Below are 18,230 nucleotides of genomic sequence, written 5' to 3' on the forward strand. Positions count from 1 at the left end.
CCTCTCACTACCACTTATGTGACAGACGAATATAGATTATAATCGAACTATAATGAATGACGGAATAAGGAGGATCAAATGTCTGAAACAATCACTAAACAGCAGAATGAGCTCGTCAAAATCATTGAGCGTTATTCAGAAAAGGACGGAGTTCACCGAACCGCTATTCCGTCTTTATTTTTCATGCGTCAGTCGAATACGACCAGACCAAACCACGGAGTTTACAAACCTTCCTTATGTATGGTAGTTCAAGGGGCGAAGGAGGTATGGCTGGCACAGGAGCGCTTTAAATACAGTCCTGCCGATTACCTTGTTGCATCCGTTCACTTGCCAGTTACCGCCCAAGTCACTGAAGCCACTCCCGATGTGCCATATTTGGGTTTCAAACTTGAATTTACATCGAGTCAAATCTTAGAGGTTTTACATGATTCTGAACATCGAGTTCATCCGAAAGTAAATCCTAAACGAGCTATGTTTGTTAGCCGGATGGAATCGTCTTTATTGGATGCGGTCATTAGGTTAGCTCGTTTGTTAGATCATCCTAAAGACATTCCTGTGCTTGCTTCACTATTTACTAAGGAAATTCTTTATCGGGTACTGCAAGGTCAGAACGGGATTATTTTGGAGCAAATTATGGAAGGAAGTTCAACCCATCAAATCAAAGATGTTATTGAACAAATCATGAATAACTATGATCGATCTTTTCGGATTGAGGAGCTTGCAGAAATAGCGAATATGAGTGTTTCTTCGTTACATCGGCACTTTAAAGAAGTAACTGCCATGAGTCCTCTTCAGTTCCAAAAACAACTGAGGCTTCAGGAAGCCCGTCGCCTACTATTAACCGAGTCAGCCGATGCCGCTGATGTGGCATTTAGGGTAGGCTATGAAAGTCCCTCGCAATTCAGCCGTGAGTATTCCCGAATGTTTGGCTTTCCGCCTAGACAAGATATAAAGCGCCTAAGAGCATAAACGATATTTTTTGATTTCCGCTACCATGAAAATTTAACTTCGGTCACTTGGTAAAAAGACAATACTGAAGAAGACGCGGCTCATTCATTTTAAAAAAAGATGCAGCGCCTAGAATGGTAATGCGTAGATGTGCGGCTTCAGTTAAGGCGGATTTTAAATATTTGTTCCCTTTCTTCCCTTTAGAAGACTTTCGCTTACCTGCACTTTCATTATGTCCGGGAACAAGTGCTGCCCAAGAACATAATCGAGCTGCACTTTGAAATTGCTTCCCCACATCGGTTCCAATTTCAGCTAAGATTTGTTGGGCCATACGAGTGGCAATCCCAGGTATAGAATCTAATCGTTCGATCTCTTCTTGATTAGAGCCGACTCTCTCGGCAACCTCTTGATCTAGCCTTTCGATTTGTTCCGTTAGAAAGTCAATGTGATTTAGAATGGTCTTGAGCATCATGCGTTGATGGGGATTAACATAGCCTCTAAGAGCAAGCTCAAGATCTTCCTTCTTCTTTTTCATGGATCGCCGAGCGAAGTTTGCTAATTTCTCTGGATCTTCTTCGCCATCTGCGATGGCGTGAAGCATATCCTTAGAGGAGACCCCCATAATATCTGAAACTACAGAGCTAAGCTTGATGTTTGCTCCTTCTAATACCTTTTGAATCCGATTATGTTGTCGAGCCCGTTCTTCAATGATACTCCGGCGATAACGTACGAGTTCTCGTAATTCTCGTTGATTTCGGTTTGGAATGAAACTAGCTTTCAAAAGTCCATGACGAAGAAGTTGGGCAATCCATTCCGCATCTTTGACATCTGTTTTACGACCTGGGAGTGCCTTCATGTGTTGAGCATTCACGACTAAAAATTCAATGTCTTCAGCTTCAAGCAGGTTAACAATAGGTTTCCAAAATACGCCTGTACTTTCCATTGCTACGTGGGTACATCCATGCTGTTTAATCCAGTCAATTAACTGTAAGAGGAAGACCGTTTTAGTGGAAAATGTTTGAATCTCCTTTCCTTCAGGTGTCATGATACACGCAGTAATGGATTTTTTATGAATATCCATCCCACATGCACGCTCAATGAGTATATCCATTGAAAAAGATCCTTTCTATGGCTACAAGTAGTGGAGGCTGGTGCAAAAACCAAAATAGGATTAATCTACCATGAGTGCTTCCCATAAGGGAGCGACTGTCTGTGATGCACCGTGGTCGTTGGAGTCAGACTAACGGATGGGCTCTACTGGCACCATAGCGTATCGACCTTCCTCACCCAGCCATAGTATTCTATACCCGTTCTGCACACATTTCATCCTCTGTGGTGTAGCGCTGGTTTTGCGCTACATGGATGGCTAACGGGCAGTTTAGCATGGAAGCCTTGAGGTCCTTGAATGAATTAGAGTCAATATTGAAGAAATAAATTGATTCACATTTTACTGGAGAGTTATAAGTATGAGTTCCACACTAAGTGTTCAATTAAAGGGGCTAAGTGATAGCGTTATCCCCGACTGGATATCAGAAATGAACAAATTTAACATGAAGGTAGAAGTGCACCCGGATTTTTTCAGTTAATAGTCGCTTTTAGAGGGCGTGAACAGGAGTAAATGCGAAAGCGGCCTGACTTTTCATCAGGTCGCTTCCTCCGTGATTACTCTTTGGGGATGGGGCGATAATCTATGGCTCTTCACAGGTCTACCAGGCCGAAGCGTTCTTGCGGGCAAGTTCATCAATGAGTCCAAGTTTAATCATTTCCTCAACCATGATTTCCTCAAGATCTTCGCTATTAAAGTCCTTAGCATTAAAATCACGGATCAATGCCAGCTTGCCTGCGTATGTGGCGCGTGCCAGGTATTCCTGCAGCTCCTCTGCTTCCAAATCGTCATCAACGAGGAGCGATTCATGTTGGCGGCCGTTTTCATCCGGATGTATATTGGTAACGCCCAGTCCATCATGCGTGGCCACAACTATTCTCTTAGCCCGCTCAGCATTTACACGGCCTAAGTATGCGTATGGCTGCTCTATCATCGGAAGGTTCAGGGTTTCAACCATTCTGTCCTTGATTTGACGGCTGCACACCTTCTCTTCTTCGGTTGGCGCCCACTCACTTTGCTCGTCTTGCTTTTGATGGGCTAGATAAGCTTCCTCGTTATCGAACAAATAGTATAAAAGTGATTCATGTATCGCGATGATGCTTAGGAACTCCCTGATATTGTTGGCGACGACTTCTCCGGCCTGATCCCCACCCATTGGCGAAACCATAACGATTGGTGCTTCGTTCAGTTCGGTCACCGCTCCAAACTCGGTCAGGAATCCATAGTGAACGCCATCTCCACCTGTCCAGCCGAATGCAATCACGTCCCACGGGGTATTCCTGTACTCGCTATGGTAGTTGCCGCCGTAGAAACCAAGCTCGTCCCACAAAGACAGTCCCTCTTTTTGAAGCTGATCGTCCAAGGTATAGAGGGCATCTAAGATAGCGGGAGGAGAATATTTCCCAAAATTGATTTTTTCGCTTTCCTCGGCACTCATAGAATTAGTAGCTTCAATAATCATCTCTTCCGGCTCTGGCTCCGGCTGCTGCCCATGCTGCAGGCGACTTTCGTGCTGAGCAATTATCCCGAGATCGGTAACGACACCGGGCGTTGGAGAAGTCGTGATCGTCATAGTGTCCGTCTTCGAGGAATATTCGATTTCTGCAAATGTCCTCATTTCTAACAGTTTTGAGGTAATATAGATATGACCGTCAATAAGACGAAGTCCATCTTCCCATTCATCATGCAAATAAGTTGTAGACTTTCTTCCTGGTGAACTGAAGGAGAGCGAGATCGAACCGCCATCTTCATGGTTGTATGTCCATCCCATAGCCTTAATAACGGGATCAAGAGGAAGGTACTTTTTCCTCCCATCCTTAAGAGGAAGAATTTCGAGCTGAAGTTGGTTTCCATCCACATTGATGTTCAAGGGGTTCCCTGCTTTCTGTATAGGTTTGACAAATTATTCATCCCAGTTAAATGTAAATAAAGGTCAATTATCAGCGTTTTCACTAGAATATTATAGCATCTATCGGTATTTGGAAAGAGAAATCTAATCTATCTTATTTCAATAATTTTATTAACTGTACTTCCAAAAGTACGAGCCACCTTTACCCCTCCAGATTACGTTAAATAGGATCATGTTTATCCAAATTATAACACAAAATTCCAAATGTTTTACATGGAAATCCTACTTTTTACATAATTCTTTTGAACTATACGTCTGAATTTCGACAACAAAAAGAGTCTGTCTATAGACAGACTCAATAGTCTTAACGTTTCGCCTTATAAAACTCATGATACAGCTTCATGAGCGCCCTTTTCTCAATCCGCGACACATAACTCCGGCTAATCCCCAGTTCCTTGGCAATCTCCCGTTGCGTCCGCTCCTCCCCGCCTGTATCCAGCCCAACATTCTTTAAACAAACCCTTAGAGATGCCAATGATTTTCTGATATTTGTTTATATCTTTTATTTCAGTAAAAAAGAAAGTATAAATTAAGTATAAAGCAACCATAGGAAGTTGATGTTTCCTTGGGCTTGTAAATATTATGCTATCATAAACCTTCATTAATTCAGATATGTCTATGAAATTCGAATCATGTCTGAATAGTCCTTCTACTATCTGTAGAAATCCTTCTAGTTTTTTGTCAGCATACTCATATGTGAAATTACTTGATTGATGAACCCAATATTCTGGGGATAGTTTGAAATATACAATACCAGGAAGGTCATCGCGCCAATTATATTCCTCCCTTTCAACTGAAGGTTGATAATTAATAAAATTAATAATCACATGTCGTACCAATCTTTGAAAGCCGTTAAACGTAAGATAAGGAGTGTTATCCCACGTAAAAACTTCGTCACCAGCTATTTGATCGATCTTTAGTTGTTTTATCATTGTGCCTAATTTGTGAACATATTGAGATCTCATAGTGTATGCATTAATTAAAGCTGCACTTACATCGCTTTTTCTTAATGGATAATGAACTCCTTCTTCTATATTAATAAAATATTCATCATCAATATAACTTTGGATGAAGTCCACAAATCTTTTCTGTAGTTTTAAATGACTTGACTGTGCAAGAATTTGACGGATATTATCAGCTTTTTCATCATCAATTTTAAACAGAATTTTATCCAACTTTGTCCTTACATTTTGATCGTAATCATTCCATGTGGGCTCGTATTGGTCAAAATTCTGGGAAAGAGACTCAAGGCAGTAGACAATTAAGGAATATGAAAGATCAATATTATGATTAAGTGTTAAAAACGAATGATACAAATTGTCAAGACATGCTATAAGTAATTTATAAACAATACGAGGTAAGGAAATAACTTTGGAAACAAATTCAACAAATCGATTTAGATCATCCTGTGAGCAGCTAATCTCCTCATTAAAATAGCGACTTACATACTTATAAGGTTGGAAATAGTCAGTGATATTAGAACGCCCAGATCGACAATTGAGTATTACATCATTTTTTTCAGTGCTAAAAAATGCTTTAAGACCAAAATAACAAAGCAGTTTGAACTGATGTATAATTTCAGGATCCCCTGTTCTAACAAGAGTAGCTCCTCCTGAATACTCTACTTCTAATTGATTTGTATAAGAAAAAACATAGGAAGAAACCACACCATGAGTATCAATAGGAGTAAGTGTACCAATACACGTTTTTAATGGTTGGTGCAATCTTAAATTTGAGTATAGGACTCCCAATCCCTCATGTGCTTCGATACTGTTAGTCTTATAAAATTTCCCTGAAATAATCTGCAACAAATTCATCACCTCCAAAAAAATTATAACATGTTTTCCATAACCCCACTTGGAAAGCCTTTAAAGAAAATATATTAAAGTTTAAACTGTTAATTGTGTTGATTCTTATCATTAGTCTTTATCTATTCGAACAGTAGGAGATGTTTTAAATGCAATGGTTTATGAGGGAATACGTTAAAAAAAGTTTTGAAATTCTTGTGGAAAATTTACAACATTACTCAAAGTACTCTAGATTCAAGAACGAGGAACAAGTTAAGCGTATTGTCGTCAAAGAATTAGAGTTACCTATAGGAGACAAGTTTATTTTTGAATATGCATCAAATCTAGTTATTGTTGTAAACTTAGCTTTGAAACTTTCAGGAGAACTGCGTGAACCATTTAAGACTGACCTTGTTAAAAAAATAAATAAATTACCCGGTAGTGTTATTCGAATCAGAAGGATCCAACCATCAAACTATGTATTCGGATTAAATTTCAAAACAAATAATAGTCTATATACTTTTACAAATGGGATCCCTTATCTTATCACCCGCAATTCAAAAAGAATGATTGATGAAACTGATCTCACTGAACTTTCCTTAGGTAAAATTCTTCGTGAAGAAGTTAAAATGATCTCTTCGCTATCATTTATTATGAGTTATGGTTCTTGTAATTTGCCCATTAACCAATTTTTCTGTGATATTCCTGAAACACTATTCCACAAATCTAAAAAGTTTGATGATGAAACTGTATTTAGAGCTGCAGCAATCCATCATATTTACTCACTCATATGGTCTCGAGATGACAATGAGTTCTTACTTTCAGAAAATAAATATACCTTCAGAACAGAAAAGATAGATTTCAAAAAAATCCGTTTATATAATAAGAGCTTTAAGATACTCGATAATTTATCATTAAGAACTGCATTTTTATTAATCAAGGCTAAGACATTGAGTTCAAGCTCTGGCTATATTTTTCAAGAAGATGCGTGTGCCAATTTATTTTTCGGACTTGAAGGATGTTTGAGGCTGTTAAACAGAAGATTTTTTGGCGGAGAAAATTTCAATTTCAAAAAGACGATTCAGATGGTTGAAACAGTATTTCAATATGCACCAGGATACTCATATTTGTTAGAAGACGCCTATATGAAACGAACTAATATAGTACATCCTGAATCCAAATTTAATGAAAAGTGGTTCCCAATTCTTTATGCTGATGATTACTACGAGAATCTTGAAATGGCTGTGGATCTTCTATATCATGCATTAACTGGTGACTTTCTTAAGGATGTCGAATTCTAAGAAACAAAGAACTTGAATGATAGAAAAGCTTCTTTTCAAGTACCCGCCTGAGATCCGCAAACTCATCTACATCACCAACATGATCGAGAATTACCACCGTCAACTTCGTAAAGTAACGAAGAAGGGGAAGATCATTTTTCCTATGGATGATGCATTGCTGATGATGTACTCTATCTGGCCACTGTAGATGTCACCCAGAAATGGACAGAACGTGTTCAAAATTGGGGCGAAATGCTGCTCCAGCTTTCGGTCTTATTCCCCGATCGGGTCGGTCAACACTTGCGTTCGATCGCCCCCCCTGGGAGAATCTATACTGAAAAGAGTTTACACTTTATTGACAGACCCTGACAGACCCTTAATTACGTTCCATATTGGTGCTATTTTCGAATCAAGCATTCTAATTCGCTGGACATTCGTCTGGTTTCGTCTACCACTCATATGTTAAATCCAAATAGCTTATACTATTGCATAAATAACTGAAAATAAGAGTTTCATAGCTCTGAGAAAAAAGTATTAAGTTTAATTTCCGCTTCATTTTTTAAAGAAATAAGAGGTCCTTTTTTATGATAATCTGGAATTTGCCTAAGAATCCTATTGAAATAGTTTTTTAAAGCCATACCATAAAATTTATCATAATAATCGTCCAAAATTTCTCCAAACGACTTATTCATTGAACTAATAATCTCAGTAAACAACTCAAATTCTTCTAAGCTTAAAGAGAATAACCCTTTTATATTCAGCACGTTATTAGAGGAAACAAATTCATCATGTGAATTTGCTGACATAAAGTTAGAGGTAGGTAGATTATCCATATTAACAGCCATAAAATAGTATTTTTTATCTTTATTTAATTCTTTATGAATTTTATTTTCAACCAGATCATTCATAACTGTTTTTATTTGGGTTAAAGGCTTTTCAATGTTCTTTTGACGAGAATGTTCGACGCCTTCTTTTCTTGCAAAATCTTTGGTAACATCTTTTCTTACCCTATAACCTTTCACTTCAATTACTAATACTGTATCTTTGTACATTAAAAAAACATCTGACGATCTTTTAGAGGAACTATTATACTCAAACTCCTCTAGGGAAAAGTAATTATTATTATGTTTGGGTATTTCTAGTACCTTGACCGCATCAAATTTCAGGGTATAAATGTTTCAATTTGCCTCTGGCCTGCTGAGTGGTAAAGTGCCACTCCACGGACTTTTGTGCCTGGTTGCGATCGACTTCCCATGCCGTGATTTCGCGTTGCAATTGTTCGATAGAGCCGATGCGCCGATCCAGACATTGGATCGTCATAGAACTCAGTTCAATTTCGGCCATGTTTAGCCAGCTTCCATGCTTGGGAGTGTAGTGGATTTCCAATCGTTTCGCTAAAGATAAGGCCTGTTCTGGCGGAAAGGTTTCATATAACGAAGAGATTGTGTGCGTGTTCAAATTGTCCATGACGAGCCGAACCCGTTTCGCATCGGGATAGTGAACGTCCAGTAATTCCTGGATTTGAAGTGCCCAATCTGCTTTGGTTCGTCTTTCGCTTGCCTGTACGTGACGCCATCCAGCTAACGGTTCCGTAAACAAAAACACACTGCAGCTTCCCTTTCGTACGTATTCGTAATCTTCACGCCGCACTTGCCCAGGTTTCATCGGTTCGGATGGACGAGAATCCTCCAGAAGCTGAATCGGCTGTTCGTCCATACAAATTAGTGGGATTTCAGGATCGTAAGGCAGGGCATACGTCTCCAAAACATCCTCCATTCGGGCGACAAATTCGGCGCTGGACTTGGCGGGAATACACCATTGTTTCTTTAAGTGAGGCTTAAGTTTCGTTTTTTTAACGTGGCTCGAATCGTCTCTCGTCCCACCGATTCTATAATATTCAGTTCGATGACCCGGCGCGTCAATAGACGAATGGTCCAGCGAGCATAGCCCACCGGCGGCTCGGAACAGGCCAGTGCAATGATCCGGGCCTCCAGTTCTCCCGTAATCACAGAGGGATGCCCCGGCTCCGACCGTTTTCGATACTGCAATGTGGCCTCTAAGCCGCGGGTACAGTAACTCTTCACGGTATGATGAATCGTGACGTCACTAACACCAACTCGCTGGGCAATCTCCATCTGCTTGGGAATGGCTCCTTGACTTTCATCTACCAGCATGAGGATGAGGCAGCGATTTCGAATTCCCCGTGAAGTCTCCTTCGCATGAAGAAGTTGCTGAAGCCGTTCGCGTTCTTCGTCTTTCAGTTCAACCACGTATTTTTTGTTCATTGGTAAGCCCTCCCATTTGACTCTATATGGAGAGCTTAAAGGTAATATTATTCACGGTCAAGGTACTAGTACCTTGACCGCATCAAATTTCAGGGTATAAATGTTTCAATTTGCCTCTGGCCTGCTGAGTGGTAAAGTGCCACTCCACGGACTTTTGTGCCTGGTTGCGATCGACTTCCCATGCCGTGATTTCGCGTTGCAATTGTTCGATAGAGCCGATGCGCCGATCCAGACATTGGATCGTCATAGAACTCAGTTCAATTTCGGCCATGTTTAGCCAGCTTCCATGCTTGGGAGTGTAGTGGATTTCCAATCGTTTCGCTAAAGATAAGGCCTGTTCTGGCGGAAAGGTTTCATATAACGAAGAGATTGTGTGCGTGTTCAAATTGTCCATGACGAGCCGAACCCGTTTCGCATCGGGATAGTGAACGTCCAGTAATTCCTGGATTTGAAGTGCCCAATCTGCTTTGGTTCGTCTTTCGCTTGCCTGTACGTGACGCCATCCAGCTAACGGTTCCGTAAACAAAAACACACTGCAGCTTCCCTTTCGTACGTATTCGTAATCTTCACGCCGCACTTGCCCAGGTTTCATCGGTTCGGATGGACGAGAATCCTCCAGAAGCTGAATCGGCTGTTCGTCCATACAAATTAGTGGGATTTCAGGATCGTAAGGCAGGGCATACGTCTCCAAAACATCCTCCATTCGGGCGACAAATTCGGCGCTGGACTTGGCGGGAATACACCATTGTTTCTTTAAGTGAGGCTTAAGTTTCGTTTTTTTAACGTGGCTCGAATCGTCTCTCGTCCCACCGATTCTATAATATTCAGTTCGATGACCCGGCGCGTCAATAGACGAATGGTCCAGCGAGCATAGCCCACCGGCGGCTCGGAACAGGCCAGTGCAATGATCCGGGCCTCCAGTTCTCCCGTAATCACAGAGGGATGCCCCGGCTCCGACCGTTTTCGATACTGCAATGTGGCCTCTAAGCCGCGGGTACAGTAACTCTTCACGGTATGATGAATCGTGACGTCACTAACACCAACTCGCTGGGCAATCTCCATCTGCTTGGGAATGGCTCCTTGACTTTCATCTACCAGCATGAGGATGAGGCAGCGATTTCGAATTCCCCGTGAAGTCTCCTTCGCATGAAGAAGTTGCTGAAGCCGTTCGCGTTCTTCGTCTTTCAGTTCAACCACGTATTTTTTGTTCATTGGTAAGCCCTCCCATTTGACTCTATATGGAGAGCTTAAAGGTAATATTATTCACGGTCAAGGTACTAGTGTTAACCAACAAACATAAGTTTCTAACATAAGGCCGAAATCACTTCTATATTGAATCCTTTTTTTATCTTCTTTCGAAAAACTATCCATTGTCTTTATATATAGTGAGTGAAATAGTAAATCTTCAAGTATTTTTCGCTCTATAGGAATAAATTCATTATGACTAATTTTTAAAAATGGTTTTTTCAAAAATAAATCGAATGAAAAATTGACATGAGTCTCATTATTAATTTCATCTTCCTGTAATATCCATTTATTCGCTTCATATATATCAAAACTCATCTCTTTCAATATATTAGCAAAATACTCCTTGGACTTATCGCTAGCAGGTAAAAGCGTATTAGGGTTAATAAACCAATTATCCCTAATTAATCCAGTGTCATTATAAATATTTAACACTCTAAAAACTAACGCACTAGTTAAATATATGTATTTCTCCAAGGATATATTGAATTTTAATAAAAAAGAGTTTTGTACACTTTCAAGCGATGTTTCCTGTTTACTTCCTTTATTAAAGGGAGATTTAATAAATATAAAATATGATCTAATAAATTGTTGCGATGCATTATCATATCTATTAAAGAACGAATTCGCATCAATATATGTTTTTAAATCATTTTCATCATATTTCATTTCCGTTTCTTGTAATGATAAAATTAATTTGATTGAATTTGAAAATTCATTCTTATTTTTTATATAATTTCCTGTAGATTCTGACCCTATGTTCTTCAATAAGTATTTCCATGTCAAAAGAACTCCATGGCGTGTTATTAGTTGACTAGGGCGTGTCTGAAAACTAATCTTAATGGAGCTATTTCAACAAAATCATCGCAGAAGCCAGAAAGGCAAAGCTCAAAAAGTTTCGGGAAAGTTTGTCATAGCGTGTTGCGATCCCACGAAATTGTTTGAGTTTGTTGAAAAAACATTCCACAAGATGGCGTTCTTTATAATGGTAAAAATCACAGTCCCAAGGATCTGTCGTATTGGATTTAGGCGGGATGCAGAACGTTGCGTTTTGGGATTCAATATACGTTCGAATGCTAAGAGTTCCGTAAGCTTTATCGGCTAAAACAGCACTGCCAGACAACGTTACGTCAGAGAGGACGTGGGCGGCTACCGTACAGTCATGGATATTTCCAGGTGTTAAATACAGGCGAATTGGATTGCCCAGCGCATCTACTACGGCGTGGATTTTGGTATTACGGCCCCCTCGGGAAAGTCCGATTTCTTGATTGGTTTCGGCGTTTTCGGCCCCTTTTTAGCCCCCGCTGCGTGCTGATGAACTTTACAGGAGGTGCTGTCCAGAGAGACATCCTGCAAGTCCGCATCGCGGGTCAAGGCCTCAAAAATCTTTTGAAAAAGGTCGTCGTTACTCCACAAACGAAATCGGGAATACACAGTTTTCCAAGGACCAAACCGTTCAGGCAAATCACGCCAAGGCGCACCTGTTTTGACTTTCCAGAGCATTCCATTAAGCATCACTCGGTTGGATTTTGAGGGCCTGCCTTCTCCTGTGTTTTCGGGTGGCAATAAATCTTGTATTCGTTCCCAGTCCTGGTCTTTAATTTCGTGGCGTCTTAGCATCTTTTTACAAGCTCCTTGTAATTTCGTCCTTGTAAAATTATGCTACGGTTACGTTTTTGAAGCAATATCTAGTTTTCAGACACGCCCTAGTTTCAAGATACTTTATTCTTTTATAACTTTTTTTATGTTTTTTATTTATTTTAGATTCTCTAATAAATTCACTAATAATTTTTTCATTGTCTTTACTATGTTTGCTACTATCATTAAATCCTAGTCTCGATAATATTCTCGCTAAAACCACAACTTCCGTTTCATTGTATTTCTGCTTTAGAATCTCTTTAACAGTTGGATTTTTGAAAATTTTCGAATACTCTGCATATGTTAATACATTCACTAGGTTAGCCTCCATTTTAATTAACTCACACTTATAATAGCGAAACTTTGAAAAATACATATCGTTCTTTAAATACTTTCCTTAAAGTTTAACTCAATCCCTCTTCACTATTATCACCCTTATAAAAGCATAAATATAGTCCTCTGTTAAAACAAAAAACATAGAAAACATTTCGACAAAACCGTCCTCTAGCCCTGCCAAATCATGAGACATATCTCCAATTGGCCGAATTATTAAATTTGACATATAGTACTCTCTCCTTTAAAATTTTAATCTTCTATAAGTTCAACTAACAATTTTAAAGGGTAGTTGTTTAGAACGGTGTTCAGAAAAGCTAAATACGACTGGGCTGTGCACTGCACGTCTACTTGTGTAAAGACGACCGATTCCAATCACGATTTGCCCATTATCACGAAGCTGTTGAATCAGAAATCCATAAAGACCAAGCCTAATAAAATCTGGGTCACATACAATATGTCATTCCCCACCGAGAAGGCCGGCTATATCTGGCCAGTTTGCTCTTTTTTATAACCGAAAGCGAGTCAATGGTGCGCTGATTTTTTCCCCCTGTCCAGTTTGCAGCAAAGTTCAAAAAGAGAAAAACCGCATTATTCACTTTTTCATCCACTTTCTTGACGGAAGTCCTATACTTCAGCCAACGCCTGTGAAAAAAGAGATCACTCTTTAAATCATTTATTAAGTCGATTTTTCACATCACCATGTATTATCTCAATCGTAAACTTAATCCAAAGCTTTTCGTATTTCTTCTATCTTTTCCTGAGTAAACAAATATCTTTTTCGTCCATCCTTAAATACAACCGTTTGGTCAGGTATAATCCCCTTATCTTGAAGTAACAATTTCAGTTTCTTCTCTCCAATATGCATTATTTTCATCACTTCAGATAAATAATATCCTTTTACTTCCTGTCGCTCGTTTTTCAACTTTGCGATACACTTTTCCAATTCATACTCAGAATACAAAGCATCAGCAAGTGTTCCGCTAAAACATCTCCTTCTTGGATGAATCAAACCCGCTCTTGTGAATCGAATCAGATCTATTATCTTAAGACCGTTAACAGAGTACTTTATTAATGCTTCGTGAAAAGAAATCCCACGGAAGGAACGTTGATAAGGACCTGAGCAATCTAAAAGCAACTCTTCTATGTCTCGTTTTAATATCATCTTGTGAGTTACATATGGAGTAACAACCTCCTTAAGAATTTCTTCATTAATCAAATGAGCAACCGACTCACGTGTGATCCCAAGAATTGAAGCAGCATCATGTTTATGTATGTAACTATCCCTCTCTTCAATCAACTTGTTCAGAGACGTTTGATTAACGATATACCTCTGATGCACTCCAAACGGATTTGACTTCATTTCAAGTCTACCAATTTGTTGGAGATGTTTTATTTTTCCGTAACACATTCCTGTTTCATTCTTCACTTCTTCTCTACGAAGCGACACTCGCTGTCTTAGCAAATCTTTATTATTTTTAAATATGGAAAAATCTTTTCGTATAGCGCCTTCATTCAATTTTTGAATCCAAAACTGTTCATAAGCATTTCTTATCCATGAAAATTCTTTTGCAATCAGTCCTTGTTCATATCTAACTTTCTGCTCATACATTGTTCCTTTATTTTTCTTGGAAAACTCGTTTAGCACTTGATAATAGTGGGTTGGAAAATCTTGATACATCCATATGAAATTCCCCCAAGAAACTAGGTGTTTTAGATTATCCAAATTCCCATTTCGTTTATTTGAAAATGTGTGTATTGGAATGGGCTGATTATCAATGAAGCTCTGCAGTCCCTCTAGAATATGAAAAGAAAGCTCAGCTAAACGAAAAAACTGTTCGACTTCTATTATTCCGATATCATTTAATACAGGATCATCCTCAAGAAAACAACGTTGAATTAGTGCTTGGGAAGACATGTAAAAGGGTGTAGGTTTATATCTGTTTTCATTAGGAGTTAATAATTGATAACCGCACCGTTTACAACTTCCTAACTGCAGTATTTCGTGTAAAGTAAAATTTTTGTGACATTTGGGACAATGATCAATGAGAATTTGTTGATGTTCCACGCACATACAAACTGGATGAAATCCCCATATGTACTGATGGATGCCTTTTAAGTTTAGGCATTCTGAACAAAACTTAACTTTATTTCTGAGGATATACTTTTTACCAGATTCTTGATTTTTATTCCATTTCGAGTAGCTTCGAGAGTATAAACGATCCATTGTTTCATTAGTTAATCGTCCCAAAATAACCGTATCTTCCTTCTCAAATATATTATTTTGAAGATCCCTTGTTGAAGATGTTAGCAGATTGTAAATACCTAAACTAGTTTGATATTGATTTTGGTATACGATACGTTCTATATAGCCGGTCAGACTCTCCTCCTCATTTAATTGAGGTCTCAAAAGAAACTGCATCTTACTCCTCCTAATTTGGTTTCTACCATTTATTATTTCCAAATTAAAAGAATATACTCTACTATAAAAAAAAGCCCTACAGATTTAGTAGGGTTAGTAGCGTAGAAATTTATGAAACACCATATTGCCAACAACTTGTGATTGTAGTAGTCACTCACCTCCTCTTATTTTTCTCGGGCGAAGCTTGAAAGAGATTAGCCTGAAGTTTTTGCTCCTTCTCTATTTCCTCCATTAAATCAAATCTATTTTGTTCGAAGGGATTTATTGCATATGGACGAGTAGAGCGCGTAATTCTATCAAAGGCATCTCGTAAATCGATCTCGCTTATTTGATCGTCTCCCTTTTTGAGTGCATATTTTGTTGCTTGTTTAAGTAAGCGCATGATGTATCGAGGAATACCCGATGAGAAATAATAAATTTTAGCAGCAATCTCAGGATCGGATATATGTGAAAGGTTCGAAAACGGTAATAGTTTATCAATCGATACCAGGAATTTCCTAAACTCAATAATTTGTTCTTTAGAAGAGAAAGAAAAAGGTGGTAGCACAACCCGATTAGGGTAACGCCCATCTAATTGCTCATTATGTTCGAATATTCGTTCTGACACAGGCAACCCACAAAGTACTACTGGAATGTTTACCTCATCAATAAAAGTTTTGAGCCAGTCGGAGGCAGTAGCAAGAACATGATCTGTATCACGATCAATTAAATGATGAAATTCATCTAGAATAATCATCTGAATATCACAAGCTTTGACAAAATGTTGGATTCGGTTAGTCATATTTTCTTCTGTACCTTTATCAAAAAGTGGATCTCCCATTATTCTAAGAATTTTTGAAGCCAAGACTTTAGGTGAGCGAGCCCTTGGAGGGACTTTTAGGAGCAATACCGGAATAACGGTTCGTTCTGTTTCCTCTTTTCTTGGATAATTGGATACATACAGTTCGACCAAAGTTGACTTTCCGGCTCCGGTAGGACCAATAATACATAATTGTTCTGTTATTAAACTATCTTTAGAGAGTTCATGAATTTCTTCTAACTCTAAGAGTACCTCGGAAAATTTAGGGTGCATGACTAATATAGATTCGACATGCGCTATCCTTAGATTGTACTCACTAACTGATACTCGCTTCCCATTAAGAGGCTCAAAGATGGGTTTCACCATAATTTTCTACCCACTCTCATTCGATTTTTTACGAATAATCGTATCGTATTCTTCTAATTCAATATCGAGATCCTCGAAAATTGATTGACCTATTGAAGGTGTATTTGATTCTGATTTTGTATTTTTTTGTTTTCCATTGCTTTTTTTCCGTTTGGAAAGTATCTGCTTATTGTCCTCAACGTATTCGAGCGATTCATCGACTAAACGAATTGACTCCAAGTCACTCGGTGCTAATTGAGCATCAAAGGTAACTTGAATAGCAGCTAGATTTTTTGACATGATTTGTGCTCGTTTATCTTTAGGTAACTGTTCAATTTTTTTCAGACGCCTTTTACTATCAGTAATCAGTTTAGAAATAGCTCGATCTGCAGCGGCCAAATCAGATGTGTCAAACTCACGATAGGCATTCTCATTGTTATAAGAATAAGCATGTAATTGCTCATAGTGAACCGGATAAGAGTCATTGATCTTTTTATTCTTCAAACTATTACCGGTTGGGTATGCCTCAATATATTGCTGGTTTTCTTCATCGTAGATGTATACTGTTCTCATGTCTGCCATATTAAAACGGACCCTGACGTGCTCTGTATCTTTTCTTCGTTTTTTACGATCAGCCAACTCCATGAGTAATGAACTGTTATAATGTTGCGATTGAATCTCGATCCCTTTATTGGTGATCTTCCGAGGTTCTATCCCAGATCCCAATAATATTATCAATTCTTCTTTGCTATATGGTAGTTGTCTTTGAACATTCATTTCTTTTAGTCCTTGCTTCCATATAAAATCAGGAGTCCCTCCAACTGCAATGCTATAATCGTTAGCAATTTTATCAATAAAAATAATGTGAATGATATTGTACAATGTAAGCAAATCTATACAGGCATTTTTTTCTGATTTATACTGTGATCTTTCTTGTGGATTAGAGAATGTTGTACCAGGAAATTGGTGAATTATATGATTGATCCTTTTTAATGCTCTCTCGATGGTTCCTTTGTGGTGACCCGTTTGAACTGGACAATACTGAAGTTCAACACCAATTAATCCAAGCAAATCCTTAAGATCCTCGGATTCATTAACTTTGGCATTGTCTACAACGACTACCTCAGGACGACCAAATGCTGTCCAGTCATGTTTTAACTGAGGGTAGAGTTTCTTGAGGTGAACTTTAGGTAGCATGGCGTGAAGGAGACATTGTTTGATATCTTTCGTCTGGGGCTCGTTAGGACAAATATAAAAACCAAGAGGATAGTCGCTAAAAACATCAATAGCATAGATAAGATAGTAACGAACACGTTTTAACGTCTCTAAATCAACTATTAGTATATCAAGGGGAGTCCAATCAACTTCGATTCTTTGTAGAGGACGTTCAACATCAATCTCTGTAGTAGATCCGCTTTTATTTAAAGCTGCTTGTACGGGCCCATGTCTTGATCGATCTTTTTGATAGCTATTTGTCTTATCTTGCACAATACGGAAAACTGTCGTTTGACTACATGCTTTAATTTGATCTATTTTTTCACGTAATCTATTGTATTCCTTTACTTGCTCCTTCAATTCAATCCATTTATCTCGAATACTTGTCTCAAGTCCAGTTTTCTCTTCATTTCGAAGTAATGTCTCAATAATTGAAACATTGATTGGGTCGGTATAATAGCCACGCTTTCTAAAACGACCTGTAGAAATTAAGGACCTTTTATCACACGTCTCTAAATATCTTTTTTTCCACTTATATAGCATAGATACTGAACCAATACTCAGCTTCAGATTAGCTGGTAGCGAATCAATGTACCTCTGAATGTCTGCTGGTTTTATTTCACCTGAAATAACAGGATTTAATACTTTATATCGACTCTCCATAATTTCACGTTCCTCATTGGATAACAGATCAGGATCGGACATGCGGGGCAGCAGTTGATAAGTAGATTCTTTCTTTGGAAGAAGCCGTTTTTCAAACCAAGCCACTAATAATTCGTTCATTGAAAAAATCTCTACTTTATTATCATAAGATAAATTAGAAAGCTCCATGTCGTCATTATCCAGATACTTACGAATAACATATTTCTGCTCATTCATTAAAAACTGGACTCCAGGAAATAAAGCGAAACCTTCCATT

At 38.6% G+C, this 18,230-nt stretch carries 16 protein-coding genes and 2 pseudogenes; 3 read left to right on the forward strand and 15 right to left on the reverse strand.

Annotated features, from left to right (window positions below):
• Positions 1–78: 78 nt before the first annotated feature.
• Positions 79–969: an AraC family transcriptional regulator N-terminal domain-containing protein gene (locus PaeBR_RS17140; RefSeq protein WP_410511750.1), complete on the forward strand. Its 891-nt coding sequence runs from the start codon at positions 79–81 to the stop codon at positions 967–969.
• Positions 970–1,012: 43 nt separating this feature from the next.
• Here the strand turns inward: PaeBR_RS17140 and PaeBR_RS17145 are convergent, their stop codons facing one another.
• From PaeBR_RS17145 to PaeBR_RS17160, 4 genes and pseudogenes are all read right to left on the reverse strand, one after another.
• Positions 1,013–2,059 carry an IS110 family transposase gene (locus PaeBR_RS17145; RefSeq protein ID WP_410511751.1) on the reverse strand — a complete coding sequence of 349 codons (1,047 nt, stop codon included), beginning with the start codon at positions 2,057–2,059 and terminating at the stop codon, positions 1,013–1,015.
• A gap of 595 nt (positions 2,060–2,654) precedes the next feature.
• The gene (locus PaeBR_RS17150; protein WP_410511752.1) at positions 2,655–3,824 is read right to left on the reverse strand and encodes a hypothetical protein; all 1,170 of its coding nucleotides are present in this window, start codon (positions 3,822–3,824) and stop codon (positions 2,655–2,657) included.
• 442 nt (positions 3,825–4,266) lie between these two features.
• A pseudogene (locus PaeBR_RS17155) lies at positions 4,267–4,404 on the reverse strand (sigma factor-like helix-turn-helix DNA-binding protein); the annotation flags it as partial.
• Complete coding sequence (locus PaeBR_RS17160; RefSeq protein WP_410511753.1) at positions 4,343–5,773, reverse strand: hypothetical protein; 1,431 nt, start codon at positions 5,771–5,773, stop codon at positions 4,343–4,345. The pseudogene PaeBR_RS17155 and the gene PaeBR_RS17160, both read right to left, overlap by 62 nt.
• Before the next feature lie 146 nt (positions 5,774–5,919).
• On the opposite strand from PaeBR_RS17160, the gene PaeBR_RS17165 reads away from it, so the two are divergent.
• Positions 5,920–7,050 carry a hypothetical protein gene (locus tag PaeBR_RS17165; RefSeq protein WP_410511754.1) on the forward strand — a complete coding sequence of 377 codons (1,131 nt, stop codon included), beginning with the start codon at positions 5,920–5,922 and terminating at the stop codon, positions 7,048–7,050.
• A 34-nt stretch (positions 7,051–7,084) separates the two neighbouring features.
• Positions 7,085–7,335 (forward strand): annotated as a pseudogene (locus tag PaeBR_RS17170) (transposase); the annotation flags it as partial.
• 206 nt (positions 7,336–7,541) lie between these two features.
• Here the strand turns inward: PaeBR_RS17170 and PaeBR_RS17175 are convergent.
• The 11 genes from PaeBR_RS17175 to PaeBR_RS17225 all read right to left on the reverse strand — a co-directional run bounded on the left by PaeBR_RS17175 (position 7,542) and on the right by PaeBR_RS17225 (position 18,229).
• Entirely contained in the window at positions 7,542–8,081 is a 540-nt protein-coding gene (locus PaeBR_RS17175; protein WP_410511755.1) for a hypothetical protein, read from the reverse strand.
• 103 nt (positions 8,082–8,184) lie between these two features.
• Positions 8,185–8,967: an IS630 family transposase gene (locus PaeBR_RS17180; protein ID WP_410515058.1), complete on the reverse strand. Its 783-nt coding sequence runs from the start codon at positions 8,965–8,967 to the stop codon at positions 8,185–8,187.
• Entirely contained in the window at positions 8,856–9,314 is a 459-nt protein-coding gene (locus PaeBR_RS17185) for a helix-turn-helix domain-containing protein (protein WP_410510947.1), read from the reverse strand. The genes PaeBR_RS17180 and PaeBR_RS17185 overlap by 112 nt, the downstream gene beginning before the upstream one ends.
• Positions 9,315–9,396: 82 nt before the next feature.
• Positions 9,397–10,179 carry an IS630 family transposase gene (locus PaeBR_RS17190; protein WP_410515058.1) on the reverse strand — a complete coding sequence of 261 codons (783 nt, stop codon included), beginning with the start codon at positions 10,177–10,179 and terminating at the stop codon, positions 9,397–9,399.
• On the reverse strand, positions 10,068–10,526 hold the full coding sequence (locus PaeBR_RS17195; RefSeq protein WP_410510947.1) for a helix-turn-helix domain-containing protein: 459 nt from the start codon (positions 10,524–10,526) through the stop codon (positions 10,068–10,070). The genes PaeBR_RS17190 and PaeBR_RS17195 overlap by 112 nt, the downstream gene beginning before the upstream one ends.
• 57 nt (positions 10,527–10,583) lie before the next feature.
• Positions 10,584–11,345, reverse strand: coding sequence for a hypothetical protein (locus PaeBR_RS17200; protein WP_410511756.1), 762 nt, complete (start codon positions 11,343–11,345; stop codon positions 10,584–10,586).
• A 61-nt stretch (positions 11,346–11,406) separates the two neighbouring features.
• Positions 11,407–12,179 (reverse strand): IS5 family transposase gene (locus PaeBR_RS17205; protein WP_410511520.1). Its coding sequence is split into 2 segments (ribosomal slippage): positions 11,407–11,849 and positions 11,849–12,179, totalling 774 coding nucleotides; the frame shifts between segments, so codons are not numbered across the junction.
• A 37-nt stretch (positions 12,180–12,216) separates the two neighbouring features.
• Positions 12,217–12,513: a hypothetical protein gene (locus tag PaeBR_RS17210; RefSeq protein WP_410511757.1), complete on the reverse strand. Its 297-nt coding sequence runs from the start codon at positions 12,511–12,513 to the stop codon at positions 12,217–12,219.
• Between the two features lie 741 nt (positions 12,514–13,254).
• The gene (locus PaeBR_RS17215; protein ID WP_410511758.1) at positions 13,255–14,952 is read right to left on the reverse strand and encodes a TniQ family protein; all 1,698 of its coding nucleotides are present in this window, start codon (positions 14,950–14,952) and stop codon (positions 13,255–13,257) included.
• A 154-nt stretch (positions 14,953–15,106) separates the two neighbouring features.
• Positions 15,107–16,117 carry a TniB family NTP-binding protein gene (locus PaeBR_RS17220; protein ID WP_410511759.1) on the reverse strand — a complete coding sequence of 337 codons (1,011 nt, stop codon included), beginning with the start codon at positions 16,115–16,117 and terminating at the stop codon, positions 15,107–15,109.
• A gap of 6 nt (positions 16,118–16,123) precedes the next feature.
• Positions 16,124–18,229, reverse strand: a complete 2,106-nt coding sequence (locus tag PaeBR_RS17225) for a transposase (protein ID WP_410511760.1) — start codon at positions 18,227–18,229, stop codon at positions 16,124–16,126.
• Position 18,230 lies beyond the last annotated feature (1 nt).

Origin of the sequence: Paenibacillus sp. BR2-3 (assembly GCF_046529485.1) — a bacterium.
Classification (GTDB): Bacteria; Bacillota; Bacilli; order Paenibacillales; family Paenibacillaceae; genus Paenibacillus_AQ.

Coding starts and splice junctions, on each gene's coding strand:
- PaeBR_RS17185 (WP_410510947.1), bottom strand. CDS start 9,314: ATGAACAAAAAATACGTGGTTGAACTGAAAGACGAAGAACGCGAACGG.
- PaeBR_RS17195 (WP_410510947.1), bottom strand. CDS start 10,526: ATGAACAAAAAATACGTGGTTGAACTGAAAGACGAAGAACGCGAACGG.
- PaeBR_RS17165 (WP_410511754.1), top strand. CDS start 5,920: ATGCAATGGTTTATGAGGGAATACGTTAAAAAAAGTTTTGAAATTCTT.
- PaeBR_RS17225 (WP_410511760.1), bottom strand. CDS start 18,229: ATGGAAGGTTTCGCTTTATTTCCTGGAGTCCAGTTTTTAATGAATGAG.
- PaeBR_RS17175 (WP_410511755.1), bottom strand. CDS start 8,081: ATGTACAAAGATACAGTATTAGTAATTGAAGTGAAAGGTTATAGGGTA.
- PaeBR_RS17150 (WP_410511752.1), bottom strand. CDS start 3,824: ATGGGATGGACATACAACCATGAAGATGGCGGTTCGATCTCGCTCTCC.
- PaeBR_RS17140 (WP_410511750.1), top strand. CDS start 79: ATGTCTGAAACAATCACTAAACAGCAGAATGAGCTCGTCAAAATCATT.
- PaeBR_RS17145 (WP_410511751.1), bottom strand. CDS start 2,059: ATGGATATACTCATTGAGCGTGCATGTGGGATGGATATTCATAAAAAA.
- PaeBR_RS17215 (WP_410511758.1), bottom strand. CDS start 14,952: ATGCAGTTTCTTTTGAGACCTCAATTAAATGAGGAGGAGAGTCTGACC.
- PaeBR_RS17220 (WP_410511759.1), bottom strand. CDS start 16,117: ATGGTGAAACCCATCTTTGAGCCTCTTAATGGGAAGCGAGTATCAGTT.